Annotated in this window: 25 protein-coding genes and 2 tRNA genes; 18 read left to right on the top strand and 9 right to left on the bottom strand. The window is 43.0% G+C overall.

The window, feature by feature from the left end; genetic code table 11:
* Nucleotides 1–5: 5 nt before the first annotated feature.
* From cobU to AC6R05_RS14075, 7 genes are all read left to right on the top strand, one after another.
* The gene (gene cobU / locus AC6R05_RS14105) at nucleotides 6–560 is read left to right on the top strand and encodes a bifunctional adenosylcobinamide kinase/adenosylcobinamide-phosphate guanylyltransferase (RefSeq protein ID WP_500647747.1); all 555 of its coding nucleotides are present in this window, start codon (nucleotides 6–8) and stop codon (nucleotides 558–560) included.
* A gap of 10 nt (nucleotides 561–570) precedes the next feature.
* The gene (locus AC6R05_RS14100) at nucleotides 571–1197 is read left to right on the top strand and encodes a histidine phosphatase family protein (RefSeq protein ID WP_500647746.1); all 627 of its coding nucleotides are present in this window, start codon (nucleotides 571–573) and stop codon (nucleotides 1195–1197) included.
* Nucleotides 1198–1273: 76 nt separating this feature from the next.
* A complete protein-coding gene (locus AC6R05_RS14095) occupies nucleotides 1274–3070 on the top strand; it encodes a M3 family oligoendopeptidase (protein ID WP_500647745.1) in 1797 nt (598 codons plus the stop codon).
* Nucleotides 3071–3310: 240 nt separating this feature from the next.
* Nucleotides 3311–4339: a succinylglutamate desuccinylase gene (locus tag AC6R05_RS14090; protein ID WP_285467090.1), complete on the top strand. Its 1029-nt coding sequence runs from the start codon at nucleotides 3311–3313 to the stop codon at nucleotides 4337–4339.
* Between the two features lie 118 nt (nucleotides 4340–4457).
* Nucleotides 4458–5453: a vitamin B12 ABC transporter permease BtuC gene (gene btuC, locus AC6R05_RS14085; RefSeq protein ID WP_285467088.1), complete on the top strand. Its 996-nt coding sequence runs from the start codon at nucleotides 4458–4460 to the stop codon at nucleotides 5451–5453.
* Nucleotides 5440–6198: a vitamin B12 ABC transporter ATP-binding protein BtuD gene (gene btuD / locus AC6R05_RS14080; RefSeq protein ID WP_500647744.1), complete on the top strand. Its 759-nt coding sequence runs from the start codon at nucleotides 5440–5442 to the stop codon at nucleotides 6196–6198. The genes btuC and btuD overlap by 14 nt, the downstream gene beginning before the upstream one ends.
* A gap of 242 nt (nucleotides 6199–6440) precedes the next feature.
* On the top strand, nucleotides 6441–6935 hold the full coding sequence (locus AC6R05_RS14075) for a GNAT family N-acetyltransferase (protein ID WP_500647743.1): 495 nt from the start codon (nucleotides 6441–6443) through the stop codon (nucleotides 6933–6935).
* A gap of 89 nt (nucleotides 6936–7024) precedes the next feature.
* Here the strand turns inward: AC6R05_RS14075 and AC6R05_RS14070 are convergent, their stop codons facing one another.
* Nucleotides 7025–7600: a nucleoside triphosphate pyrophosphohydrolase family protein gene (locus tag AC6R05_RS14070; protein WP_500647742.1), complete on the bottom strand. Its 576-nt coding sequence runs from the start codon at nucleotides 7598–7600 to the stop codon at nucleotides 7025–7027.
* 210 nt (nucleotides 7601–7810) lie between these two features.
* Between AC6R05_RS14070 and AC6R05_RS14065 the strand changes: the two genes are divergently transcribed.
* Nucleotides 7811–8890: a sensor domain-containing diguanylate cyclase gene (locus AC6R05_RS14065; RefSeq protein WP_500647741.1), complete on the top strand. Its 1080-nt coding sequence runs from the start codon at nucleotides 7811–7813 to the stop codon at nucleotides 8888–8890.
* Here AC6R05_RS14065 and AC6R05_RS14060 read toward each other — a convergent pair.
* Together AC6R05_RS14060 and AC6R05_RS14055 are read right to left on the bottom strand one after the other, a co-directional pair.
* On the bottom strand, nucleotides 8883–9455 hold the full coding sequence (locus tag AC6R05_RS14060; RefSeq protein ID WP_500647740.1) for a DUF1415 domain-containing protein: 573 nt from the start codon (nucleotides 9453–9455) through the stop codon (nucleotides 8883–8885). The genes AC6R05_RS14065 and AC6R05_RS14060 overlap by 8 nt on opposite strands.
* Before the next feature lie 109 nt (nucleotides 9456–9564).
* The gene (locus tag AC6R05_RS14055; protein ID WP_500647739.1) at nucleotides 9565–10770 is read right to left on the bottom strand and encodes an MFS transporter; all 1206 of its coding nucleotides are present in this window, start codon (nucleotides 10768–10770) and stop codon (nucleotides 9565–9567) included.
* Nucleotides 10771–10879: 109 nt separating this feature from the next.
* On the opposite strand from AC6R05_RS14055, the gene AC6R05_RS14050 reads away from it, so the two are divergent.
* The gene (locus AC6R05_RS14050) at nucleotides 10880–11752 is read left to right on the top strand and encodes a LysR family transcriptional regulator (RefSeq protein ID WP_032548879.1); all 873 of its coding nucleotides are present in this window, start codon (nucleotides 10880–10882) and stop codon (nucleotides 11750–11752) included.
* 465 nt (nucleotides 11753–12217) lie between these two features.
* Here AC6R05_RS14050 and AC6R05_RS14045 read toward each other — a convergent pair whose 3' ends face one another.
* Nucleotides 12218–12454 (bottom strand): glutaredoxin family protein, encoded by a 237-nt coding sequence (locus AC6R05_RS14045; RefSeq protein ID WP_032549688.1) that lies wholly within the window; start codon nucleotides 12452–12454, stop codon nucleotides 12218–12220.
* Between the two features lie 127 nt (nucleotides 12455–12581).
* Here AC6R05_RS14045 and AC6R05_RS14040 point away from each other — a divergent pair, with 127 nt between their 5' ends.
* Together AC6R05_RS14040 and rlmF are read left to right on the top strand one after the other, a co-directional pair.
* Nucleotides 12582–13079 carry a YgjP-like metallopeptidase domain-containing protein gene (locus AC6R05_RS14040; RefSeq protein ID WP_032548880.1) on the top strand — a complete coding sequence of 166 codons (498 nt, stop codon included), beginning with the start codon at nucleotides 12582–12584 and terminating at the stop codon, nucleotides 13077–13079.
* A gap of 3 nt (nucleotides 13080–13082) precedes the next feature.
* Complete coding sequence (gene rlmF, locus AC6R05_RS14035) at nucleotides 13083–14246, top strand: 23S rRNA (adenine(1618)-N(6))-methyltransferase RlmF (protein WP_500647738.1); 1164 nt, start codon at nucleotides 13083–13085, stop codon at nucleotides 14244–14246.
* A 97-nt stretch (nucleotides 14247–14343) separates the two neighbouring features.
* Here the strand turns inward: rlmF and pilW are convergent, their stop codons facing one another.
* Both pilW and metA read right to left on the bottom strand, forming a co-directional pair.
* Nucleotides 14344–15078 carry a type IV pilus biogenesis/stability protein PilW gene (gene pilW / locus AC6R05_RS14030; RefSeq protein ID WP_500647737.1) on the bottom strand — a complete coding sequence of 245 codons (735 nt, stop codon included), beginning with the start codon at nucleotides 15076–15078 and terminating at the stop codon, nucleotides 14344–14346.
* A 176-nt stretch (nucleotides 15079–15254) separates the two neighbouring features.
* Entirely contained in the window at nucleotides 15255–16196 is a 942-nt protein-coding gene (metA, locus tag AC6R05_RS14025; protein WP_032548884.1) for a homoserine O-acetyltransferase MetA, read from the bottom strand.
* Nucleotides 16197–16481: 285 nt separating this feature from the next.
* Between metA and AC6R05_RS14020 the strand changes: the two genes are divergently transcribed.
* The 3 genes from AC6R05_RS14020 (at nucleotide 16482) to AC6R05_RS14010 (ending at nucleotide 18237) form a co-directional block, all read left to right on the top strand.
* Nucleotides 16482–16850 (top strand): ATP-binding protein, encoded by a 369-nt coding sequence (locus AC6R05_RS14020; protein WP_500647736.1) that lies wholly within the window; start codon nucleotides 16482–16484, stop codon nucleotides 16848–16850.
* Nucleotides 16851–16936: 86 nt separating this feature from the next.
* A complete protein-coding gene (locus tag AC6R05_RS14015) occupies nucleotides 16937–17359 on the top strand; it encodes a DUF3859 domain-containing protein (protein WP_239842003.1) in 423 nt (140 codons plus the stop codon).
* Nucleotides 17360–17985: 626 nt separating this feature from the next.
* Entirely contained in the window at nucleotides 17986–18237 is a 252-nt protein-coding gene (locus AC6R05_RS14010; protein ID WP_500647735.1) for a hypothetical protein, read from the top strand.
* Nucleotides 18238–18307: 70 nt separating this feature from the next.
* Here AC6R05_RS14010 and AC6R05_RS14005 read toward each other — a convergent pair whose 3' ends face one another.
* A complete protein-coding gene (locus AC6R05_RS14005; protein WP_500647734.1) occupies nucleotides 18308–19414 on the bottom strand; it encodes a M20/M25/M40 family metallo-hydrolase in 1107 nt (368 codons plus the stop codon).
* Between the two features lie 403 nt (nucleotides 19415–19817).
* On the bottom strand, nucleotides 19818–20003 hold the full coding sequence (locus AC6R05_RS14000) for a hypothetical protein (protein ID WP_032548893.1): 186 nt from the start codon (nucleotides 20001–20003) through the stop codon (nucleotides 19818–19820).
* 249 nt (nucleotides 20004–20252) lie between these two features.
* Between AC6R05_RS14000 and AC6R05_RS13995 the strand changes: the two genes are divergently transcribed.
* From AC6R05_RS13995 to AC6R05_RS13980, 4 genes are all read left to right on the top strand, one after another.
* On the top strand, nucleotides 20253–20915 hold the full coding sequence (locus AC6R05_RS13995) for a DUF2726 domain-containing protein (RefSeq protein WP_150894504.1): 663 nt from the start codon (nucleotides 20253–20255) through the stop codon (nucleotides 20913–20915).
* Nucleotides 20916–21891: 976 nt separating this feature from the next.
* On the top strand, nucleotides 21892–22392 hold the full coding sequence (locus AC6R05_RS13990) for a hypothetical protein (RefSeq protein WP_150872624.1): 501 nt from the start codon (nucleotides 21892–21894) through the stop codon (nucleotides 22390–22392).
* 314 nt (nucleotides 22393–22706) lie between these two features.
* Nucleotides 22707–22783, top strand: a tRNA-Val gene (locus AC6R05_RS13985).
* Nucleotides 22784–22859: 76 nt separating this feature from the next.
* Nucleotides 22860–22936, top strand: a tRNA-Val gene (locus tag AC6R05_RS13980).
* Nucleotides 22937–23004: 68 nt separating this feature from the next.
* On the opposite strand, the gene aptA is transcribed toward AC6R05_RS13980, so the two are convergent.
* The gene (gene aptA / locus AC6R05_RS13975; protein ID WP_500647733.1) at nucleotides 23005–24318 is read right to left on the bottom strand and encodes an omega-aminotransferase AptA; all 1314 of its coding nucleotides are present in this window, start codon (nucleotides 24316–24318) and stop codon (nucleotides 23005–23007) included.
* Nucleotides 24319–24403: the final 85 nt, after the last annotated feature.

Raw genomic sequence — 24403 nt, 5'->3', positions numbered from 1 at the left:
GAATCATGAACAATGGAAAAAACACGCATTTAATTCTTGGTGGAGCACGCTCAGGAAAGTCGAGCTTCGCTGAAAAACAAGCCATCGAGAAATCGAGTAACGACGCGTTTCAGCTGCACTACATAGCAACTGCGACCAGTTTTGATGCTGAGATGGAGGCTCGCATTATTCATCACCAACAACGACGTGATACGCGTTGGAACGAACATGAAGTGCCGCTTGAGCTTGCAAAAACACTGCGCGATTTAAATTCATCAGATGTGGTTTTGGTAGATTGCTTAACACTTTGGCTCAACAACGTGATTTATCAACTTGGTGAACAAGCGACTAATGCACAAGTCGAAAGTTGGATAGAAGAGTTAGTCGATGCCGTCGAATCGAGCCCAGCCAATATCATTTTGGTTTCAAATGAAGTAGGTCTTGGGGTTGTTCCTATGGGGCAAGTGTCTCGTTTATTTGTAGACAATGCTGGCAGAATGAATCAAGCCTTAGCAAAAGTGGTGAAGCAAGTTACTTTCATTGCAGCAGGTTTACCTATGGTTCTAAAAAACGAAGGCTAACGGGCTCATATTGAACAAGATACGTACCAAAAATATTTACCTCGTTCGTCATGGCAAAGTACTTGGAGAGGCGGCACTCAATGGCAAGACAGACGTGCTCGTTGACGCGTCACTCCAATATGAGATTTGCGCAGCAATCACAGCGCTTCCGATTAAATTTGATGCAGTAGCAACATCACCACTGCGCCGTTGTTATGATTTGGCAGAGAGAGCGGCGCGAGCCAAATCAATACCTTTGCAGAGCATCGATGAAATGCAAGAGATGAATTTCGGTGATGTAGATGGCGTGCCTTTCGATCTTCTTAGCGACCAATGGGGCTGTTTAGAATCATTTTGGCAAGACCCAGCAAATCACCGACTTGCTGGAGCGGAAAGTTTACAGGCATTCCATCAACGAGTAATTCAAGGTTGGTCGCAACTTATTAGTTGCATCAATGACAACACATTATTGGTTACGCATGGTGGCGTAATTAGAATGATTTTGGCGCATTGTTTGGATATTGATTGGAAGAAGCCAACGCTTTACTCCAACCTTGCCATTGGTAATGCGTCTCTGACACACATTCAAATCACACAAACAGACGACAATAACTATATCAGTGTGAAGGTGATTGGGCAGCCATTGTTAGCAACCTAGCACCAGCCAGTGAAAACTGGATTTTAATATATACCAATTTATCGATAGAACATCGCACAGAATAAGGACAGAACTCATGACAACGCCAAGTTGGGATTTGAGCATTGCATATCGTGGATTAGACGATTCAAAAATTGAACAAGATATTGAATTGATCGAGCAGTGTATCGAACTGCTCTATCTTCATGTTGAAAAGCGCGATACCGTGATCGCGATGCAGAATGCGATTCAAACCTCCGAAGCGGCAGGCACGCTGTTGGGAACCATTCATACCTTCGCAAATTGCCACGCGTCAGTGGATGCAACCCATACCGAAGCGAAACAGCTTTTGGGCCGTGTTGCAAAACTCAACTCTGAAATGTCTCAAGCATTTAGCCCTTATGAAGACACTCTGGTTCACGCTGACGTGGATTTTATCACCAAAGTACTAGACCACACCAGTCCGGACGTTGCGGGTCAAGGCTTTGCTATCGAGAGTTCCCGTAAGCTAGCGGCAACTCGTCTAAGTGTTGCTGAAGAACAACTGCTTGCTGCAATGGAAGTTGATGGTCGTGATGCATGGGGTCGTTTATACGACAACTTAACGGGGTCATTAAAACTCTCACTGCAGCTTGAAGGTGAAGAGGAAGAACTTGGTTTTTCACAAGCGGCGAGCCTTCTTTATGGTAGTGAGTTTGATAAGCAAGAGCCAGGTTGGCGCGCTGTTCAACAAGCGATGGCGACGCATCAAGAATCGTTCGCTTCCATTCTTAACGCATTGGCAGGGTGGCGCTTAACTGAAAACAAAAAACGCTCGAAGATCTGTGATGTGCATTTCTTAGCGCCGAGCTTGCATGGCAGTCGTATCGTGCCTGAAACACTCGATACAATGATGGCAACAGCAAAAGCCAATCGCTCGGTAGGCCAAAAAGCGGGTCTGTTGATGGCGAAAGTCCATGGCCTGGATGAGATGAAACCTTGGAACCATCTTGCTGCGATGCCACCGCTGGGTGATGGTGAATCTAAGGTTTACCCGTTTGATGAAGCGATCGATGTGATTAAGACTGCCTTTGCAGAAGTTAATCCAGAGATGGCGCAGTTTGTTGACCTTATGGTTGAAAATGGCTGGATTGATGCAGCGCCTGCGCCAAACAAACGCTTGGGAGCTTACTGTACCAAGTTCGCAGCGACGCGCTCTCCACTGGTATTCATGACTTGGAGTGGTAGCCGTTCGGATCTTATGACTCTTGCTCATGAGCTTGGCCATGCCTTCCATAACTGGGTTATGCGTGACATGCCACTGTGTCAAACTCGTTACCCGATGACGTTGGCGGAAACTGCTTCAATCTTTGCGGAAAACATTGTTCGTGACCACTTGCTAAAACAAGCAGAAACGCGTGATGAGAAGCTAGAAATGCTGTGGGAAGAGCTCTCTTCATCTTTGGCATTGATGATCAATATTCCAGTACGTTTTGAGTTCGAAAAGGCCTTCTACGAACAGCGCGAGAAAGGCGAGCTTACGGCTAAGCAGTTGTGTGACTTAATGGAGAAAACGTGGAAAGCGTGGTACGGCGAAGCAATGAGTGAAGCGGACCCTTACTTCTGGGCGAGTAAGCTGCACTTCAGTATCTCGCAAGTGAGTTTCTACAACTATCCGTACCTGTTCGGCTACCTATTCAGTAAGGGTGTGTACGCGCAACGAGAAGTGAAGGGCGAACGCTTTTACAGTGACTACGTCGCACTTCTTAGAGACACGGGCAGCATGATGGCTGAAGATGTGGTGGCTAAGCACTTAGGTATGGATCTTACTGAAGCGGACTTCTGGCAACAGAGTATCGATATGGTGTCTGCGCAAATTGACGAGTTTGAAAGACTGCTCAATCAAGAAGATTAATTGATCTTAATCGGTTCATACTCAATAAGAGCTGTGGTAGGTTACACGGCTCTTATCTGATTGATATAGCTTAAAAACCTCGCAAGGTTTAATTCTCCCTGTTATAACCAGGGCCAATATAACTATTTATGGGCAGTATTTGTGAGTGATAACGGAGTTTCTGTTGATAAGTGCGATCATAGCAACACAATTTCTTTGTACAATTTATTAACATACGGCCGTGCAATTAAGGAGTAGCGCATGACGAAATCTCTCTTTCGCCAATCATTTCTTTTTGACAGCCTAGATCTTGAACAAGAAGTGCTTGCAGGACAAACCGTACTAGGTAATGGAGTACAACTAAAAGTCCACCAACGTGGTGTCTTTGAAGTGATTCCTGCGGATTACGATCAACAGACCAAGAACATCATTTTTTCAACAGGCGTTCATGGTGATGAAACCGCACCAATGGAACTGGTTGATAAGATTATTGAAGACATTGAAACAGGTTTCCAATCAGTAAAAGCTCGCTGTTTGTTTATTATCGCTCACCCAGAAGCGACCAACGCTCATACCCGTTTTCTTGATGTAAACATGAACCGTCTTTTTGACGATAAAGAGTATGAAGTAAACCGCGAAAGCAAGATTGCGAACCATCTAAAGCACTTAGTTACTGAGTTCTATCGAGATACTCAACCTGAGACGCGCTGGCATTTAGACCTTCACTGTGCAATTCGTTTATCGAAGCACTATTCATTTGCAGTAAGCCCTAAAGTTCGTCATCCCGTTCGCAGCCAAGAGCTCATTGATTTTATTAATAGCGGGCACGTAGAGGCTTTGCTGCTTTCAAACTCTCCAACCAGTACATTCAGTTGGTACAGTGCAGAAAACTTTGGTGCGCAGGCACTAACAATGGAGCTTGGGCAGGTGGCGCGCATTGGTGAGAACCAACTCGATAAGCTAACGGCATTTGATTTGGCGATGCGTAACCTTATCGCTGAAACTGAGCCTGAGCACCTACCAAAGAAAACCATTACTTATCGTGTAAGTCGTACTATTGTTCGTTTACATGACGATTTTGACTTCATGTTCTCAGACTCAGTTGAGAACTTCACTGCATTCAAACATGGTGAAGTGTTTGGCCACGACGGTGATAAACCATTGATGGCTAAAAATGAGAATGAAGCAGTCGTGTTCCCAAATCGCAATGTTGCTATTGGACAACGTGCCGCACTAATGGTGTGTGAGGTAGAAACTCGATTTGATCATGGCCAACTGGTTTACGATTAATCAACGCCACTAATTCATCTCAAACGATTGATATCACAAGGTTCGCACGTTATTGCGAACCTTGTGTTTATTTGGGGATACAGGTAAGGTTACGCGAACTTAGTTAAAGTAGCTTGATATGGATTTCCAACACCTTATTCAACAAAAACAGCGACGCTGGACTCGTGCCATCTATCTGATGCTTGCAGCGCTGATTGTTCTCAGCGGCCTCTATTTAATGGTCGGTGATCTCTTTATCTCTCCGTTGAATACACTCTCTCCACTTGAAGAAAAGTTACTTGTTGATTTACGACTTCCACGTCTGCTTGCTGCAATTGCAATAGGCGCAGCGCTTGCCGTGTCTGGAGCAAGCTTACAAGTTTTGTTAGGAAACGTATTAGCAGAGCCCGGTGTGCTCGGAATTTCCGGTGGCGCTAGTCTCGCAATGGTTGTTGTTCTGTTTTTCTTACCGTTCGCTCCAACGCCCGAACTTTTTATGATTGCAGCGGTGATCGGCTCGCTCTGTTTTACACTCCTGCTGGTGGGCATGGTGAGAGCGATGCGCTTAACTACCGCAAAACTCTTGTTGATTGGCGTTGCACTTGGCATTTTGTCGGGAGCGATGGTGACTTGGGCATTCTATTTTAGTGATGATCTAAGCCTTCGCCAGCTGATGTACTGGCTGATGGGTAGCTTAGGCGGTGTCGCTTGGTATCAACACACTCTTACTTTAGTGATGATTCCTGTCGTCATATGGTTGTGTTTGCAAGGAAGTAAACTCGACAAACTGATGATAGGGGAAGTACACGCTGCTCAGCTAGGTATCAACGTACCGGCACTACGTTGGCGTTTGATTTTCGCTGTCTCAATACTGGTCGGTTGTGCCGTTGCCCTTGGTGGGGTGATCAGCTTTGTGGGCTTAGTCGTGCCACACTTATTACGCTTGGCGATAGGTACTGATAACCGATATCTGCTACCACTCTCAGCGGTATCAGGCGCAGCACTGTTGGTGTTTGCAGATATCTGCGCTCGTACACTGCTTGATTCTGCTGAATTGCCGCTTGGTGTTATGACAACCACGATTGGTGCGCCAATCTTTATTTGGATGTTGGTGAAAAATCATGATTCAAATTAAAAGTTTAAGCGTAGGCTCAAGGCTATTGCCGCTTTCATTCGACCTAAAACCGGGGCAGGTTACTCATGTTGTCGGCCCAAATGGCAGCGGCAAGAGTACCTTACTCGAGGCGATCTCGGGTATAGGAGAGGGTTATACAGGCGAGGTAATTTGGGTTGATAAACAATTATCGAGTTTTTCACTGCAAGACCTCTCTCTGCAGCGTGCTTATTTAAGTCAGAGCGCACGACCAGCGTTCAACCTAGAGGTGTTTCAATTTCTTGCTTTGTCCCTGCCAAGTTCTGCAGAGCCTCACAGTGCGATCGTGTCTGAGGTGCTGACAGAGGTTAGCGAGATGCTCGAGATAAGCGATAAGCTGCACCGCTCAATACAGACCCTTTCTGGCGGCGAATGGCAACGTGTCCGTTTGGCGGGTATGTGTCTTCAGATTTGGCCGTCGTTAAATCCCTATTCGAAGTTACTGATTCTTGATGAGCCAGCTGCACCGCTGGATATTGGGCAAGAAGCATTGCTCTATAAGCTTATCGACCGGGTCGCCAAGCAAGGGATTTCAGTTTTAATGGCGAACCATGATTTGAATCGCACCTTAAGGCATGCTGACCAGGTGCTTTTGTTAGATAAAGGTGTGTTACAAAAGGTTGGCACAGCTGAAAAGGTGATGGTCCCAGAGCAGCTTGAGCAAGTGTTTAATACCCGAATTAAGAGTATTACTGTCGACGATTCCACTTATCTACTTTTCGAATAATTCATTCACGGCCTTAGTTTCAAGTAAAAGAAGTCGCGTTTTCTCTGGGCCTTAATTGACAGCTAAATCTGACTACTAATGGCTAGTTCCCTTAAGTCGAAATGCTATCTAGCATCTTTTACTATGTAACTTGTTAATTTCATTATTTTTCTTCTAGCCTGTTGTTATTTAACGCTGTTTTGTTACTGTGAAAGGAACAGCAATTAGAGTGATAAAACAACATGAACTAAGAAGGAAATGAAATGGAAATACAAGTAAGACGCACAGAACCGAGTGATGCAAGAAGTGTTAAAGAGATCTACGAGTGCCCAAATGCGTTTCGCGGCACCCTGCAACTCCCACACCCTTCGCTCGAGCTCTGGGAGAAGCGTCTCACCCATGTTCCAGAGCATGTCTATTCTTACGTCGCGTTGTACCAAGGCGAAGTCATTGGCAACCTTGGCTTAGAGGTCTGTGTTAACCCGAGACGCAGGCACGTTGCCTCATTGGGCATGGGGGTCAAAGATAACTTTGCGGGGAAAGGTGTTGGTAGCGCATTATTGCAGACTGCGGTCGATCTTTGTGATAACTGGATTAACATTAAGCGCCTTGAATTGACGGTTTACACCGACAACGAGCAGGCTATTAACCTCTACAAAAAGTTTGGTTTTCAAATTGAAGGGGAGTCTGCGGCATTTGCATTTCGTGATGGCGAATATGTTGCGGTTTACCACATGGCAAGAATCCAACCAAGCTAACTCAGTCAGCCACTTTGGTCTGTAGAAATAAACAAAAAGCGCCTCAGAACTTGAGGCGCTTTTTAAATTTCGCTTATAAGGAAATATTTTTAAGCCGTTAGCGGCACAAGATCAGCTGGACGGTAGTAAACCGACTTAAGCACTTTACCTTGGCGAATGGTCTTCTCTTCTGAAACGAAATCTTCTGCACACTTCGCGATGATGTAATCACCTTTTTGTACGGCCATTAGCTTGATGTTTTGTTCAGCGTAGAATGCTTCAGTTTCTGCGTACTCTTTCTCGTTGCGACATACCTTACTCATGTTGCTTGAGTGCACTTCGTCCCAACATGGTAGGAAGTCGATAGCGCGGTTCTTCGCGACGTTAAGCAACAAATCAATTAGGTAGCTGATTGCTAGATTATCTTCAACTTTGTCTTGGCCCATGTGGACTAAACGACCCATTAATACGTAGACGCTGTCGACGATTGCATCGGCTTGTTCTGTTTTTGAATCGGCTTCTGCAAGTTCAGTCAGCTCTTCGATAGCCAAAGAGGTGTGAAGAGTATCGCCTTTGTCGTCCATGGTTTCTGGTGCAGCAACAGGAAGATCAAAAGTGCTACGGAACTCTTTAATATCGCGGTAAAGGTGATCGAAGATGGTTTGGTTTAGTTGAGAAAGGGTCATATTCCTATCCATTTGTCTTTGGTAGACGGGCATTTTAGCAAAGCTAGAAGTTTGGCGCTATTCACAAGACAAGCAGTTGAGAACATATTCTTTGTGTCAATGTCTCTGATTGCTATCAAAGTATTTGTATATTGATTGTTTTTCCCTTTTACTCATCAATATCAGGAATGGCTTATATGAGAGCCATCTACTAAAGTAGAGAATCGATTTATGAATAGAGCCAGCGAAAGCGAAGTTGTTATTCGACGCTTGTATCAAATTACTAACGACTATCAAAAAGGGTTTGATGTACAAATCGTACAGCTCTTGGAGATGGGCTTACAACGATTTGAACTCGATATTGGCATTCTATCTAAAGTCGAAGGGGATAATTACACGGTTCAATATTGCGTCACTCCTGAAGATGTACCGCTCCAACAGGGTGACTCTTTCGATTATAGAGCTACCTATTGCGAGATTACTTGCCAAGCTCGTGGCCCGATTTCAATCGAACATTGCGGCACGCATGATGTTTACGCCGCACACCCAGCTTACAAAGCTTTCGCTTTAGAGTCTTATATCGGCATACCAATCTATGTTGATAATGAAATCTATGGCACCTTAAACTTCTCTAGTCCAACACCTTATTATCGAAAATTTAGAGAGATTGATATCGACGTGATGAAGCTGATGGCTTCGTGGATTGAAGTGGAGTTGGTTCGAAGAGCGCAAGAGTTACGACTTAAACAGCTTAATGAGAAGTTAGAATATCAAGCCCTGTACGATCCATTGACTAGACTACCCAATCGTCGTTGCCTGTTTAAAAAGCTCAATGCAGAGGTTGAGAAGCTTAGGGCAGGTGAAGGGGTCGGGAGCATTGCGGTGATCGACATTGACCACTTCAAGAAAGTGAACGACAACTATGGTCACCAGATCGGTGACGATGTGCTTAAAAAGATCGCCAATGTTCTAAGAGAAAATACCGATGAGGGGGGGATTGCAGCTCGATTCGGTGGTGAAGAGTTCATCGTCTGTTACCCGCAATCTACTCCTGAGTATGCTGAGCGCCGCATAACGCAACTTTTACAGTCAGTGAAAACGATCACTTTAGACAGAGAGCCTATTACCATCTCTGCGGGTGTTTGCCACTTTCAACTGGCCGATGAAGGTGATCAACTCAATAGAATGTCGACGCTCGACAATTTGATAAAGGTTGCTGATGAGTGTTTGTATCTCGCCAAAGAAAATGGGCGAGACCAATTTGTAGCCCGCCCATATATAATGACTTCGCAGAAAGTTTGTACTAGCTAGCGCCAAACAAGTACGGGAATAGTTTACGTCGCTCTTCCGGTGTCAGAGACTCCACACGAGCGATGTTGGTGTCTGGAATTGCTTCTGGGTTCGGATAGTGCTTCAACACTTTTTCCATGCTCTCTTCACGAATTAAATGATAAACAGGGAAAGGTGAGCGGTTAGTCAGGTTCTCATCGTCTTCTGGATCTGCACCACCAAAGCAGTAATCAGGGTGGAACGTCGCCACTTGGTAGATGCCTTCCCAATCTTGCTGCTTAATAAGCGCCTCGATCCAATCAATAAACATGTTGTAGTCAAAGAAGTCTTGAAGCATGTTTGGAACAACAACCAGCGTTGTCTCTAGCTCCTGCGGCGACGTGTTATCGAGTTCCACAAAGTGCGCCATAATGTCTTCCAACAACGCCTCTTCAGTTGTGGCTTCACTAACGAAGATCTTAATCTGCTTGTTACGCTGTGGTTTGGCAGCAAAAGGACATAGGTTTAGTCCAATCACAACATCATTTAGCCATTGTTGAACTTGGTCGTGAATAACCTGAAGATCGTTCGAGGATGTGTTTGACATGACTTGCTCCGAATAATTTTTGCGTAGCATAACAAAATCAGTCGTAATCAAAACCCTAATTTACCCTTACTGTACTAATCGGTCTTTCAAACGCTTAAATAAGTGCTTGTTAGACTTGCGCTTGTGTCATTGCAGGTTTGGTTTCGCGATGGTGGTGCAGTTGATAGAGCCAGATGAAGATCAAGCCATACAACAACGAACCTCCCGCCATAACGCCATTCCAACCGAAGTGTTGCCAACAATAAAGCAGCAGGAATCCACCCAGACTACCACCTATATAATAGTGAACGAGATAAAGCGCAGTTGCGGTCGCTTTTGCCTTGGTCGCCTTTTGACTCACCCAAGCATATGCGAGCGTATGGGCAAAGAATGCGCCAAAGCTAATTAAGAGAAGACCAGCAATCATGAAGGGGATCTGTTCAACGGCAGAGACAAGCATGCCGAGCAAACTGATACTTGCACCAAAGGCGATACCCGCGAGTGGATCGTACCTTTGTGTCCAACGGCTAGAGAATTTAGAGCTAAGCGTCCCTGCTAGATAACAAAGGAAGATCAACGACGCCAAGCTGACAGCAAGGGAATGAGGCTCTGCAACAAGCCTGAACCCCATTACAGAATACAAATTAACGAAGAGAGCAAAGTTAGCGCCACCAATGAGCATCGCTGTCCAAAGTGTTGGATTTTTGAGGTGAGTGATCACCGCTCGGTTGTGGTGAAAGAACAGACCTTTCTGCGGCTTAAATCCATGTTGGTTTGGCAGTTTCCAAGCGATATAGAGAGCACCAATAAATGAACTCACCACAAAAAAGAGGATAGCTGCATGCCAATCGAAGTAGTCAGTGATGAGCCCACCTATCACACGTCCAAAAATCCCACCTAACGAGTTGGCCGCAATATAGCCACCAATAGCGATAGCAAACGCTCTAGGTGTTAATTCTTCGACCATATACGCAACGGCGACGCCAGCAAAGGCAGCAACTGCAACCCCCATGATTGCGCGTGCCGCAACCAGTTGCCATAGCGTTGAAGTAAACACCATAGAGAGACCAACTAGCGGAATTAAAAAGAGGCTAAGTAGAATAATAGGTTTTCGGCCGAAGCTTTCTGATGCTATGGCCCAGGGAACAAGGCTGAATGATAAACCGAGTGTAGTCGCTGCGAATAACCAGTTAACTTGAGTTTCGCTGACTGAGAACACTTCAGCCATATGTGGAAGAATGGGTTGGAAGACATAGAGGTTACAAAAAATAATAAACGAGCCAATCGCCAATGAACGGGTGATGTTTCTGTATTGTGGCGTGCCTGCGTCAAACATGAGGTGAACCTTGTATTATTTATTTACCGACTTGTGAACAAAGTAGCAACTCACCCTTGATAAAAGAAATATATTAAAGATATCACCTCAATATATTTTTTATATCACCATGCTTGAATCAAAATCTCTTCGTCACTTTTTAGCGGTTGCCGACCATGGCAATTTCACACAGGCCGCCAAGTCGCTTCATATCGCACAACCAGCCTTAAGTATTTCTATAAAAAAGCTCGAACAAACCCTTGAACTCACGTTATTCCGACGAGGAGATAAGCAGGTGACGTTAACAGAAGAGGGAAAAGTGCTATATGAGCACGCCAAACGTATTGGACAGCAATTTGAAGATGCTCAACTGGCGATGAATGAGCTGAAGGGGCTGGAAAAAGGGGAAGTACGATTGGGCGCGCCAAGCATGATGGGAAGCTACTTTTTTCCAAGAGTGGTTATGGCGTTTAAAAGTCAGTACCCAAACCTCAAGATCACCATGATAGATGCTGGTACCGCCTCAATTAGAGAGATGTTGCTTAATGGTGAGCTCGATATCGGTGTGGTGAACCATGATAACGTGCCTGAAGATCTAGAAACAGATCATCTACTGGCCTCAGAAATGTTGGCGGTTGTAGGTAAAGACCATCCATTCGCAGCACAAAAAAGCCTGACCTTTGAGCAGTTCTTTGAGCAAGACTTGATCATGTTTAAGTCGGGATATTTTCATCGTGACTTTATTGATCAAATGCGCGTGAAACACGATCTTGATATGAGTATCGCCTTTGAAACGAATTTATTGCCTATGATTTTGTCGATCGTAAAACAGGAGTTCGCAATAACCGCTTTGCTGAGTTTGGTGACTGAATATGAATCGGATGTTGTGGGTATTCCATTTAGTGAACCAGTAAAACTTAATTTATCGTTAGCATGGCGAAAAGAAGGGTATTTATCGAAGGCAGATAGAACCTTTATTGAATTTGTTAAGCAGTATGTTTAACCAACAATTGTGTCAATAAACAGTCGCGAGGGCTGTTTTGTAAAAATCGGATATTTTACGGATGAATTATATAACCATTAACTTTTTGATCGTTATTGACTAAATGTCACATAATTCATATGGATAAAATACTCAATTTTACCGATTACCTATTGATTTTTAGAGATTAAATGTAAATTTGGTTTACTTTCAGTAATGATTACGTATAGTTCAAATTCTTGACAGTATATTAATCAGATTCTATGAAGTGTAAATGTAAAGAGCAGCAAGTAGTAAGAGTACACAGAACTTTGTTTGATAAAATTTTGGGTATTAAAGCGAAATACAAATGCGTTAAATGTAACGCTGTCTTTAAAATTAAAGGCTGATTTGATTCTACAATTTTTATATTTTTGTGTATTACTTGCACAAAAAAGCCCGCATTATGCGGGCTTTTTTTATGATGCAATTTAAGCCGACTCGATTCTAGTTGTAGTTGGCGTTGTACATCTTGTCGAAGTTTTTCTGATTCCATCCAACCATGATTTGATCGCCAATCTTAAGTACTGGGATTGAGCGAGCGCCCATTGCTTGTAACTCTTTACGGCCACGCTGCATTTTTGCGTTGGTCAGGCGGTAGGTGATGTTCTTTGAATCTAGGTAGCGTTGAGCGTCTTTACAATGAGGGCATTTATCCGCTACGTACAATACAACACGTTTCATTTCGGTTCTCTCTTGATGGTTCTGGGCAAAGTGTAGCGAATCTAAGGTGAATAGAAAAGTGTGATCAGTTACACTACACGGCTTTGGTTTGTGTCCTCTCTTAAGAGCTCTTTTAAGGCGTAGCTTCATGCACCCATCACTGCGTTATATTCAAGGTTACCCGCAACACATTATAGATCCTGTGACACAAATGGTTGAGTCCGGTCGATTGGTAAAATGGTTTGAGTCCCGCTATCCCGAAAACCACACTATCAAGAGTGAGAAAGCGCTGTTTGATTACGCGATGGCGATTAAAAACCGTTATATGAAGAAGACGCCACCAATCAGTAAAGTGGTATACGACAGCAAAATCCACCTAATCAATAATGCATTGGGTCTGCATTCGTATGTGGCTAAGAACCACGGCGGAAAAATCAAATCTAAGAATGAGATTCGTATCGCCAGTGTGTTTAAGAATGCACCAGAGCCTCTCTTAAGAATGCTCGTGATTCATGAACTCGCACATATCAAAGAGAAAGAGCACGATAAAGCCTTCTATCAGCTATGTTGTCATATGGAGCCTGAGTATCACCAATTAGAATTGGATGCTCGCCTGTTTATGATCTATTTAGACTTAAAGAAATAAACGATGAATCAGAAACCTAAAAGCAACTTTGCCTCTAAAAATCAAAATGATAAAAAAAATGCATCAGCTAAGATGTCTAAGGGCCAAAAACCTGCGTCATCAAAGCAACGTGCCACGTCTAGTAAGCAAAGCAAAGCAATAAAGAAATCTAGTCAAACGACGGTAAAGAAACCACAGGTTAAAAGCGGTTTGCACCCACGAAACCAGCACCGTGGGCGATATGACTTTAATGCTCTGGTGAAAGCTCTACCTGATCTGAAAGACCAGTTGGTGAAGAATCCTGTTGGTGAATCGACAATTAACTTCTCTGACCCATTATCTGTGAAGCTGCTGAACAAAGCTTTGCTTGCGCATCACTATGGTGTTCAACACTGGGATATTCCGGCTGGCTACTTGTGCCCACCGATCCCGGGACGCGCTGATTACATTCATCGAGTTGCCGACCTGCTGAATAGTGAAAGCCAGGGCAAGCCATACCAACATGATCAGGTCAAAGCTCTTGATATTGGGGTAGGAGCAAACTGTATCTACCCAATCATCGGGACTACGGAGTACGGATGGCGTTATAACGCAAGTGACGTGGATCCAGTCTCAGTTAAGGCTGCTAACTTTATTGCTGAAAGCAACCCTAACTTGAAAGGTAAGATTCACTGTCGATTACAACATGACTCAACAGCCTTCTTTAAAGGGATCATTAAGGAAAATGAACGTTACGACGTCACAACATGTAATCCGCCATTCCACAGCTCTTTAGAAGAAGCGCAGAAAGGGACTCAGCGAAAGCTCGATAACCTTGCGGCGAATCGTGCGAAAAAGCAGGGTAAATTCGACAAGAAGGTTTCGCGTCCGAGTGCAATGGCGAGTAAGCAAACCAAGCCCGATCTTAACTTCGGAGGTCAAAAAGCAGAGCTATGGTGTCCGGGAGGAGAAGCTAAATTCGTCACTGGTTTAGCAAAGGAGAGCTTGGAGTTTGCTACGCAAGTCTTATGGTTCACAACTCTGATTTCCAAAAAGGAAAACGTCGCCGTATTAAAGGATCAACTGGCTAAGCTTAATGCGAAAGAGGTTAAAGTCGTTGAGATGGCGCAAGGACAAAAAGTCAGTCGTTTTGTCGCTTGGAGCTTCATGGATAAGTCGCAACGCCAGGCTTGGATTTCGCTGAAGTAACAATAATAGGCTACTGTTTTGCCGAATCAGGACGATAATGAAAGCCGATGACTGATGAAATTAAGTCGTCGGCTTTTTTAATGGACGTGGATTTATCTTAAGAGACTTTCATCTCATCAAGCATAGACTGATACTTGTCGCGTAAAGCTTTGTTACCTGCTTTTGATTCCAACTCTACTAAGATCTGCAAAGAGGGGATTTGATACCCATATCGCTGGTGGAACTTAAACAAGCGCAATCTTGCTTCTCGAAACTCTTGCTGTGATACCTCGATCTTTGTCAATTGTAGGATTGATTTAAAACGGTTTGGCTCGTGGTCGAGAGCGCGTGTGAAGTAGTACTTAGCCTTTTCACTATCACCTGACTTTAGTGCACAAAAGCCAGCGTTCTCATAGCTTGCCGAAACTAAGTAGTAAAAGGGTTGGTTGATGGCTTTGTTGAAGTATCGGTCGGCTTGATCATAATCGCCTTGCTTACAGAGAAAGGTACCATAGTTATTTAGAACGTTACCGTTGTTCGAGTCTAGCCTCAGTGCAGCTTTATATTCTTTTCTCGCTTCATCGGTTTCTCCAACTTTTTCATAATAATGTGCCATCGATAGGCGAGCGCGATAATAGCGAGGGGCGTGTTGAATCGCCAATTCAAGATTCTCTCGTGCTCGAACCATATTCTCTTGCTCCATATAACCTAGCCCAAGAGCGATTCGAGACTCAGACATTGCAATAGGGTCGGCTTCAACTCTTTGTGGTTCACCTTCTGTTACTGACACACATCCACTGAGCGCAATTAATAGTAGGAAGGGGGATAAGTTGGTTAACTTGGATGAAGGCATTGAGAGGCTCCTTGTGAATTCACAGACATGATAGGAGAACTCGAATGGTTGGTTGGCAAAAAGGCGAGCTAATGCGACCCAATCGCCATAAAAAAGCCGTTTGTTACCAACTCATAATAGAGAGGTGACAAACGGCTCGAATAAACGCTTTGGTTTTAAAGAACTGTTCAGACGAATCAGTCGTCCTTGGTGAAGTTTTCTTCGCTGAAATGATCCAAATCGTATGGCGTTTGTTGGTAAACGCAATAGTTTAGCCAGTTTGAAAACAGCAGGTGACCATGGCTACGCCAACTAGCAATAGGTTTGTTATCAGGATTGTTGTTAGGGTAGTAGTTGATCGGTATTACCGGTTCCATTCCTTCGCCAAGGTCACGAACGTATTCATTGTGAAGTGTATGTGCATCGTACTCTGGATGCCCGGTCACAAACACATTTCGCTTATCTTTTGTCGCTGCTAAGTAAACACCAGCGACGTCAGATGTCGCCAGAATATCGAGATCCGTATGGTCGGATAGGTATTCTGGTGAGAAGTCAGCATAACGAGAGTGTGGTGCTAAGAAGGTATCGTCAAAGCCGCGCAGGATTGGATGGTACGGGTTATGAATCTCATGATGATAAACACCAGATAACTTCTCTTTACGAGTACGTTTCGGTAGATCGTAAAGCAGTTTCAAGCCTGCTTGAGCCGCCCAGCAAACATAAAGGGTAGAGGTAACGTGTTTGTTAGCCCATTCCATAATGGTCTTTAGATGGTCCCAGTAGATCACATCTTCAAATTGAACCAAGCCTAGTGGCGCACCTGTGATGATCAGTCCATCAAAGTTACGGTTTTTTACCATCTCAAATTGACGATAAAAGTTATCAAGGTGCTCAGTTGGTGTGTTCTTGCTTGGTCTATCGTCGATACGCAGTAGCTCGACATCCACTTGTAGCGGGCTGTTCGACAATAGGCGTAAAAATTGAGTTTCAGTTTCAATCTTCTTCGGCATTAGGTTGAGGATCAAGACTCGAAGTGGACGAATTTCCTGTGTCGATGCTCTTGATAGCGGCATAACAAAGATGTTCTCTTCACGAAGAACATCGCTCGCTGGCAATTGGTCTGGAATGCGAATAGGCACAGCTTTCTCCCTAAGCTAGATATTTAGACGTCTATACTTCTGAATCTATAATATATTGTGACGCTTGTCGACATACAAAACGCACCTTTGTAAATATTTCGTTATTGAATCCGCCGGGTACCTGCTCATCTATGAGGTTACAGAACCTATGTTGGGACAATTGAATACACACTAGTGAACGTTTGATGCTTAAAACAGCGCTTAATGATCTAGGTTTATGCTTTTGACCTCAGATACGTTAACATTTTGCTTTCACTCTATTTTTGATGATCGGTGAGTACCAGTTTGAAACTTATCTTAATTCGAGGTCTGCCTGGTTCTGGCAAATCAACAAGAGCAAAATCTCTCGACGCCTTTCATGTAGAAGCCGACATGTACTTCGTGAATAGTGACGGTGAATACTGTTTCGAACCGGAACTGCTCCCCAAAGCGCATGAGTGGTGTCAAAATCGTGCGGAAGATGCCTTAAAGCAAGGTCTTGATGTGGTTGTTTCGAACACGTTCGTGAAGCGATGGGAGATGAAGGCGTACCGAAACATGGCGCGCAAACATGGTGCTGAACTGCTTATTGAGGTGTGCCGTGAACAGTATGGCAATATTCACGGAGTGCCGGAGTCCGTAGTTGCACGCATGAAGAAAGATTGGCAAGAATAACAAAACTGCGAACATCGGAGTCGATGGCCCAAAGTGTCTTGTTGCATGAAGAGAAATAAAGAAAACAGTTAAAGGTTAAATGAACAATGGCAAAACGTTCTGTTGTCGTGGATATGACTTCTTATGGTATCTACTCGACTTGGGATTCAAAATCTAAAGACCTACCAAAGATTCAGGAATTCACTCATCGAGTAGAAGCCGAAATCGATGTGGAGTTTGGGTATATCATCAATATTAAAAAAGCCAAAGGTGAAAAGATCCGATACTGCATCTATCACCCAAACATCACCACCGACAAAGGAGAAGTACTCGAGCCATTCGACGGTGAAGAGTATGTCGGAAGCAATGACTGGGACTTTTATCTCGGCGACACGATCTGGGCGCCTATCGACAATAAGATTGGTAAATGGAGAATGACCGTTGAGCTTAAGGGCAGAGTGATAGCCGATAAGACCTTTGATTTAGTTGCGAAAGATGAAGGTCAGTTTTGGAAAAGGCGAGGGTTCTAAGCTATTGTCTTAGATTCGCAAAGCTCCATTCAAATAACAAAGCCAAGCCGCCACGCTTGGCTTTGTTTTTTCTGCTCGAGCGAGCATATCTTATCTAAATTAGGTGGCTTTACACTTCTTGTTAACCTTTTGATTTTTATACCCTTGTTACCTCATTGATATAAAAGAGTCTCTTTCTTTCTATAAATAATAGAGAGTTTTGAAAGCAATATGGATACTACACCCTCACCAAAGTAGAGCGTTAAAGGTTCTATGTGCCTCTTTTTATGGGTGAAATATGATAACGATAGAAACCGCACTGTTTGGCCCCCTAACAATCAGTAGCAGTCAATTAACAGACTATTCTCGTACGAGCGTTAAGAAAGCGAAAAAGACCACCAAGAACATATTTACGGCAATAAATGCAGACGACAACCAGCCTATCACCATAGATGAGGCATTAAAGATACGTCATAAAACACACTTCATATGTGATGATTGTGGTCACAGGTTGAGAGCACATAAACGCTCCAAAACTGGGGCGAATGCACACTTCGAGCATCTGACAAAGAACCCACACTGTAATTATTGATAATATTCTCAAAGGCCTCGCTAGAGGTTGAAATCAAACCAAGAAAGGAAATTTAATGTTGTACATTCTTGTCTTAGCTATCGCTTTAGCGATCGTGGTGTTTGTTGCTAATTCCAAGAATAGAATGAAATCAGAGCAGCTAAAAGATTCGTACCTTAAGAGATATGCGAGCAATGAAGAACTGTTTAATCAGAATGACTTTTTGAGTATTGTCTTTGCTCAGTTAGAGAAAGGCAATCGCGTAGCCGTTAAAGATATCGAAGAAGCGTTAGATGTGATGACAATGATGGAGTCTTCTAACAAGTAACTTAACGTCATGTTTTCCAGATAACAAAAAGCCAAGCGATGATGCTTGGCTTTTTTAATTTCTATCTGGTTTATTGCGTTACGTAGGTAATAACAAACTCGGTGATTGAAACCATGTCTTTAACTGCGATGTACTCTTCAGTTGTATGTACTTTCGCCATACCGGTTGACAGGTTAACGGTAGTTAAACCCTTCGCGTTAAAGTTGTTTGCATCACTACCGCCACCGGTACCCTTGGTTGCAGCGGTAACGCCCAATTTTTCGAATGCTGATTTAATTGACAGGATGTGCGGGTGGTCATCAGCAATAACGAACGCGTCGTATGCACGAGTTGATTCGATTTCAACTTCTGCACCAAACTGTTTAGCGCTCTCTTCAAAAGTATAGACCATGTGGTTAACTTGATTAGTTAGCTTGTCACCATTCAGTGAACGCGCTTCAGCAACAACCGTTAGTTCTGGCATTACGATGTTAGTCGCTTGTCCGCCCTCAACAATACCAACGTTCGCTGTGGTTTCTTCATCGATTCGTAGCAAGTTCATTTTAGTGATAGCGTCAGCCGCAACTTGAATTGCACTAATGCCTTCTTCTGGCGCTAGACCTGCGTGGGCAGGGCGGCCTTTAATCTTAGCAACGATCTTTTGTTGGCCTGGTGCAGCGTTAACGATAGTACCGATAGGGCCGCCTGTATCTAGTACAATTGCGTTGTCTGATTGGATGAAAGACATATCAAAGTTCAATGAACCAAACAGACCGCCTTCTTCATAAACAGTGAATGCGATTTCAATGGTTTGGTGCTCGAGCCCTTCTGCTTTGATGCAACGTACTGCTTCCATAATCGCAGCGATGCCTGATTTGTCATCACCACCTAGAATGGTATTGCCTTTGGAACGAATGATACCGTCTTCAATGATTGGCTCAATACCAATCCCCGGCGTTACAGTATCCATGTGGCAGCTAAATACGGTGCTGCCTTCTAGTGAACCTTCTAAGCGTGCGTAGATATTGAAGCCGTTTGAAACTTCTTCTGGTACAGGCAGTTTGTGAACGGTGAAGCCAAGTTCACCTAGCTGTTCTGCTAGTGCTTCCGCTATCGCCTTTTCATTACGTGATTCACTGTCAATTTTTACTAGATCGCAAAAGTGCTCAACTAGACGTTGCTCATTAACTTGGGTCATTTTTAACTCTCATTATGATGACCACTTTTTCTTCTGAAATAGTGGTCTGTAGGAACAGGAAATTCAATATAACGCCAACTAGGCGGTACATTGTCTGAGTTAAATCAAGAAAATGCTCTGAATCGTCCAGATTTCTAAAAAAACTGAGTAGCAATTTACGGCGGTTGTAGGAATGAGCTTTGATATCACCAGTGTGAATTTAAGACAGCAATTGATGTGCTAATTGAATAAAGATGAGAGTGAGAAACTCATTGTTGAACGGATCTGTTTATTAACTGCTCTTGAGTTGTGGAAGGGGAATGACAGCAAACCTTACTTGGAGGAAATAAAGTTTGCTGTCAGAGCACAATTTGATGTTTAGTAGGTATTAACGATTACGGAGACAGCTCTATCTTTGAAGCTCTTATTTAGCTATTCCTTGTAGCAGCTCAACGAGCTCAGTTTCAGTAGATGGCTCTCTGTCTAGTTCAAAAACGGCTGATGCGCCACCTTTCAACATATAAGCACGAGTGCTGCAGTGGTCATAGTGGAACCATTTTCCATCGACACACACATCGGTATAACATCTCGGGTCTTGTTTTAGTTCCATATTGTCTTCCTTAACATTTGCTTAACGAATTTCAGACTAGTTGATCACATACTTGGTAAATTTGATCTAAATCAATGGTTAGGCGCTTTCTGTGTGGAAATTGTACAGAGTGTGTCCTGCGTACTGTATTTAGCTTGATGATTGAGTCACTAAGATGTGTAGAGGTTGGTAAAGCTGATGCTTTTTCTTGCCTATGACGACTTTTATACATACGCTAACGGTTCTAGTTCATAGTTAAGCAATGGCAAAATGACGAATATTTTTATTGTTGTAATTCTCTTGGTTGTATTTTTTTACTTCATACAAAAATATGTGGTTAAACATGATGATACAAAAGATCATGCTTACCAGAAGAAAGGGGCATTACTGAACATGCAGCAAGCCGCCTTTTACAACGCACTGAAATCTGCAGTGGGTAATCACGGTGCTGTTTTTGCAAAAGTCAGCATGACGAGCGTGTTAGCACCGGCCAAGTCAAACTCTAAAAAGAACTGGTTTATTGCTAACAATAAAATCTCCCGTAGTTACTTTGACTTTGTTGTTTGCGATCCAAGAACGCTAGAACCGCGAGTCATTATTGAACTTGATAACGGCAAGGAATTGAACAAAGGTAAGGTAGACCGTGAAAAACTGCTTATTCACGTATGTAAATCAGCGGGTTTACCTTTGATAGGAGCGTCAATTAAACACAGCTATCAGGTGAGCCGTTTGAAGAGATTACTTGCCGCACACATTGATTTGATTGAACCTTCTAAAGAAGTTCGCTTTTGTAAGAAGTGTGGTTCACCAATGATCATTAAGCTTGCTAGTCAAGGTGAACACAAAGGTCGTCGATTCTTCACATGTAGCCGCCAACCAAACTGCACCTACACTGAAAACTACAACGTTGTTTTCGAAAGTGAAGAAGAATAGTCATTTTCAAAACAATTCAAATTGAATAGGGCAGGCACTTTTGCCTGCCTTACTGACTTCTCGTCAATTTCCTTTCTTAGATACCTGTCTATTTATTACCTATCTTAAGTACACTCATATTTATTATGGTTTAGTTTCTAATAACTATTGGAGTACTCCGATTAGCACTCTATTTATTAGAATCACTTTTTACTAAAAATGTTGATTAGTTAACTCTAATATCAATAGAGTAAGACTTACGGTTGTGCTGATTTCATTGATATATAAATCAGAAAGCTCGCCTGAGTGCCTATCTCTACTGATGTTTAGAGTCAATAATTACAAACAAACACTTTTGTAAGCCTGTGTAAGGCCAAATAAACTTTAGTAAAATCGATTGATTGTGTGATTGTTTTTGTAAATAATATTTTTCAAACAAAATAATAATAAAAACGTCTAGTTGGAAATATATAACTAGGAGAAGTATGAAAAATTGCAAACACAAATCTGTCGTTCGCTTGCATCGAACTAGCATAGAAAAGTTACTGTTAATCAAACAAAAATACCGATGCACTATTTGTCATAAGATAATTAAAATCAGATAGTGACAATAAGGCTAAAGAGGGAAATTAGTACATTAAATTTACACACCATAGAGTCAAAGCAATGATGCTCTGTTTATGGGAATTATGGCTCAAATAGAGTGAGCCTTCTGCAACTCGCTCTATATAAAAATAATAAAAACAACAACGTCTTGGCATTTGTAAGGGTAGTTATTTCTACCCTTTTTTTTAAGCAGTGTTTACAGGAGCATTTTTTAAAAATAAAAATTCAGTAATAGTGGTTAGTGACATTAAGCCGTTATGTCATAGTTATATCGAGGTGAATGAAAAGTGTCTGAGTAACGAAAATCCACCTTAGACATAAACGTTCACTATTAATAATAAAATGAAATATCCCCTTGTAATAAAAAATACAATAAATGAGAGATTTGGGTATGAGCACAACAACAGATGCCGATACTTTATTTAAAGACAGCTACCTATTAGGTGCTATGAAGTTGATATTTAATTATAAGAACAATGAGAACGACAGAAACTTCGAATCTATGTATCGTCTTGTACACAACCAGCAGTTGTTAACGATATCTAATGAGTGCGACAAGATTCGAAAGATTGGACAAACATTGGACAAGTACAAACCAACTTCTGAAATGGTTGCGGCTTTCTATATTATTAGTGAGGAGAGACCATCGGTATACTTTATGTTCATTGACAAGCTAATAAATAGAAGATGGACACACGCGTCAGATCCGATTGTTCACCTAGATCGGTTGCTTTCTTCTATACCAAGCTCAGACAAACTGGGAAGGTTCAACCTTATCGTAGGGATCATCACTTTGTTTAATTACTACGACCGCGGGCAAAAAATGCAGTCTTTGGTTCTTACATTGCCGAAAGAATATGCACTTCCAAAAATTAAGAATAGCATGGGTTAGTTTTGGATAGAGATAACTTGCTGATATTCATTGCGATCATATTTAGTTTGATTGGTATCTATACAATAGAGATTCGTTAGCGATACCAATTTTATAACCATCAGTTTCCATCGCACGCTAATTTAAAGCACTCCACAGCGAGTGCTTTGTTTCTATCTTTCCACCTTAATGTGACCCAACTCAATAAAACGAGCTAGGTTGAGTCTAAAAAACCGACGCTTTGTTGATATAAAGAGCAAACGGTTGATTTAAAGTAAATTTATACTTGCACCAATTCAGCTGTGTCGTTAATATCTTCCTCGTTCTTAAGGAATGGGTCCGTAGCTCAGTTGGTTAGAGTACTACCTTGACATGGTAGGGGTCGGCGATTCGAGTTCGCCCGGACCCACCATCCCTTAAGTTGTTTTTTGTCAGAACAACAGCGTTTAGTCACACGAGACTTAATCAAGCAAGAGAACACAAAATTTGGGTCCGTAGCTCAGTTGGTTAGAGTACTACCTTGACATGGTAGGGGTCGGCGATTCGAGTTCGCCCGGACCCACCAAATTTTCATACTTCGGTATGGTAAAAAGCCCGCAGTTATGCGGGCTTTTTTGTGTCTGAAAACCAGTCCTAAGCAAACTCTTTGGCTACATCAGAGAGAGTTTCGACGATGACATCAATGTGCTCTTTTTCGATGAGCAGTGGTGGGGATAGGGCGATAGTATTACCCATACTACGAACCATTACGCCTTTGTCGTAGCAGCGTTTAAGGATATCAAAACCGATTGGTTTACCATGAGACGCTTCTGCGAACTGTACCGCACCGATTAATCCATAATTGCGGATATCGATAATGTTACCTGTTCCCTTCAGTGAATGAAGTCCTTGCTCGAAGTACTGCCCAATCTCGCCTTTTGCTCGGGTAAGTAATCCTTCTTTTTCATAGATATCCAGAGTCGCTAGTCCAGCAGCACAGGCAACAGGGTGCCCTGAGTAGGTATAACCATGGAAAAACTCAACCGTGCCTTCAGGTGCACTGTTTACCACGGTGTTGTAGATATGTTCGCTAGAGAAAACAGCGCCTAGAGGAACAACACCACTACTGATCCCTTTTGCTGAAGTAATCAGATCGGGTACAACATCAAACTCTTCGGCGGCAAAGGCAGAGCCTAAGCGTCCCCAGCCAGTGATGACTTCATCAAAAATCAGTACCACATCATGACGCGTACAGATTTCACGTATTCGACGCAAATAACCTTTAGGTGGCAGGATAACGCCGCCAGCACCTGAGATAGGCTCAACAATAACCGCAGCAATAGAGTCAGCGCCATGAAACTGGATAAGACGTTCTAATTGTTCGGCTTTCTCTACGCCATTTTCTGGTAAGCCTTTACTAAACGCGTTGCGTTCGATGTCGAGCGTATGATCGAGGTGGTCGGTCGCAAGCAGTGGACCAAAACCCTTACGATTAGGTGTTAAACCACCTACGGATATTCCTCCAAAGTTAACCCCATGATAGCCGAGTTCACGACCAATCAGTTTAAATTTACCTGTGTTACCTTTGGCTTGCTGATAAGCCAATGCAATTTTAAGTGCACTTTCAACGGCTTCGGATCCTGAATTGGTGAAGAACACTTTATTCAAACCTGGTGGTGTGTGTTTGATAAGACGTTCTGCAAACTCGAAACCGATATCATGCCCAAAATTGAACGGTGAACTGTAATCTAGCTCTGCGACCTGCTTTGCCATCGCTTCACCTATAGAGTTACGACCGTGGCCTGCATTCACACACCAAAGGCCAGCAGTCGCATCAAGCAGTTTGACGTTTCCATCAGAGTAGCAATACATACCCTCGGCGCGATTAATGATTCGAGGGTTAGCCTTGAAGTCGCGGTTTGCAGTGAACGGCATCCAGAATGCGTCGTAATTTACTTTCTTTTCCATGGTCGACATGCTCTGTGTTTGAAAATGTAGCGAGAATGTTATCCACGGCAAAACACCAATAAAATCACTCCGAATCAATATAAAG

The organism is Vibrio sp. R11-SG3-ISO9 (genome assembly GCF_059834255.1).
This window is presented reverse-complemented; position numbering and strand designations above follow the sequence as displayed.

Coding starts and splice junctions, on each gene's coding strand:
- cobU (WP_500647747.1), top strand. CDS start 6: ATGAACAATGGAAAAAACACGCATTTAATTCTTGGTGGAGCACGCTCA.
- AC6R05_RS14095 (WP_500647745.1), top strand. CDS start 1,274: ATGACAACGCCAAGTTGGGATTTGAGCATTGCATATCGTGGATTAGAC.
- AC6R05_RS14090 (WP_285467090.1), top strand. CDS start 3,311: ATGACGAAATCTCTCTTTCGCCAATCATTTCTTTTTGACAGCCTAGAT.
- btuC (WP_285467088.1), top strand. CDS start 4,458: ATGGATTTCCAACACCTTATTCAACAAAAACAGCGACGCTGGACTCGT.
- btuD (WP_500647744.1), top strand. CDS start 5,440: ATGATTCAAATTAAAAGTTTAAGCGTAGGCTCAAGGCTATTGCCGCTT.
- AC6R05_RS14075 (WP_500647743.1), top strand. CDS start 6,441: ATGGAAATACAAGTAAGACGCACAGAACCGAGTGATGCAAGAAGTGTT.
- AC6R05_RS14070 (WP_500647742.1), bottom strand. CDS start 7,600: ATGACCCTTTCTCAACTAAACCAAACCATCTTCGATCACCTTTACCGC.
- AC6R05_RS14065 (WP_500647741.1), top strand. CDS start 7,811: ATGAATAGAGCCAGCGAAAGCGAAGTTGTTATTCGACGCTTGTATCAA.
- AC6R05_RS14060 (WP_500647740.1), bottom strand. CDS start 9,455: ATGTCAAACACATCCTCGAACGATCTTCAGGTTATTCACGACCAAGTT.
- AC6R05_RS14055 (WP_500647739.1), bottom strand. CDS start 10,770: ATGTTTGACGCAGGCACGCCACAATACAGAAACATCACCCGTTCATTG.
- AC6R05_RS14050 (WP_032548879.1), top strand. CDS start 10,880: ATGCTTGAATCAAAATCTCTTCGTCACTTTTTAGCGGTTGCCGACCAT.
- AC6R05_RS14045 (WP_032549688.1), bottom strand. CDS start 12,454: ATGAAACGTGTTGTATTGTACGTAGCGGATAAATGCCCTCATTGTAAA.
- AC6R05_RS14040 (WP_032548880.1), top strand. CDS start 12,582: ATGCACCCATCACTGCGTTATATTCAAGGTTACCCGCAACACATTATA.
- rlmF (WP_500647738.1), top strand. CDS start 13,083: ATGAATCAGAAACCTAAAAGCAACTTTGCCTCTAAAAATCAAAATGAT.
- pilW (WP_500647737.1), bottom strand. CDS start 15,078: ATGCCTTCATCCAAGTTAACCAACTTATCCCCCTTCCTACTATTAATT.
- AC6R05_RS14015 (WP_239842003.1), top strand. CDS start 16,937: ATGGCAAAACGTTCTGTTGTCGTGGATATGACTTCTTATGGTATCTAC.
- AC6R05_RS14010 (WP_500647735.1), top strand. CDS start 17,986: ATGTTGTACATTCTTGTCTTAGCTATCGCTTTAGCGATCGTGGTGTTT.
- AC6R05_RS14005 (WP_500647734.1), bottom strand. CDS start 19,414: ATGACCCAAGTTAATGAGCAACGTCTAGTTGAGCACTTTTGCGATCTA.
- AC6R05_RS14000 (WP_032548893.1), bottom strand. CDS start 20,003: ATGGAACTAAAACAAGACCCGAGATGTTATACCGATGTGTGTGTCGAT.
- AC6R05_RS13995 (WP_150894504.1), top strand. CDS start 20,253: ATGACGAATATTTTTATTGTTGTAATTCTCTTGGTTGTATTTTTTTAC.
- AC6R05_RS13990 (WP_150872624.1), top strand. CDS start 21,892: ATGAGCACAACAACAGATGCCGATACTTTATTTAAAGACAGCTACCTA.
- aptA (WP_500647733.1), bottom strand. CDS start 24,318: ATGGAAAAGAAAGTAAATTACGACGCATTCTGGATGCCGTTCACTGCA.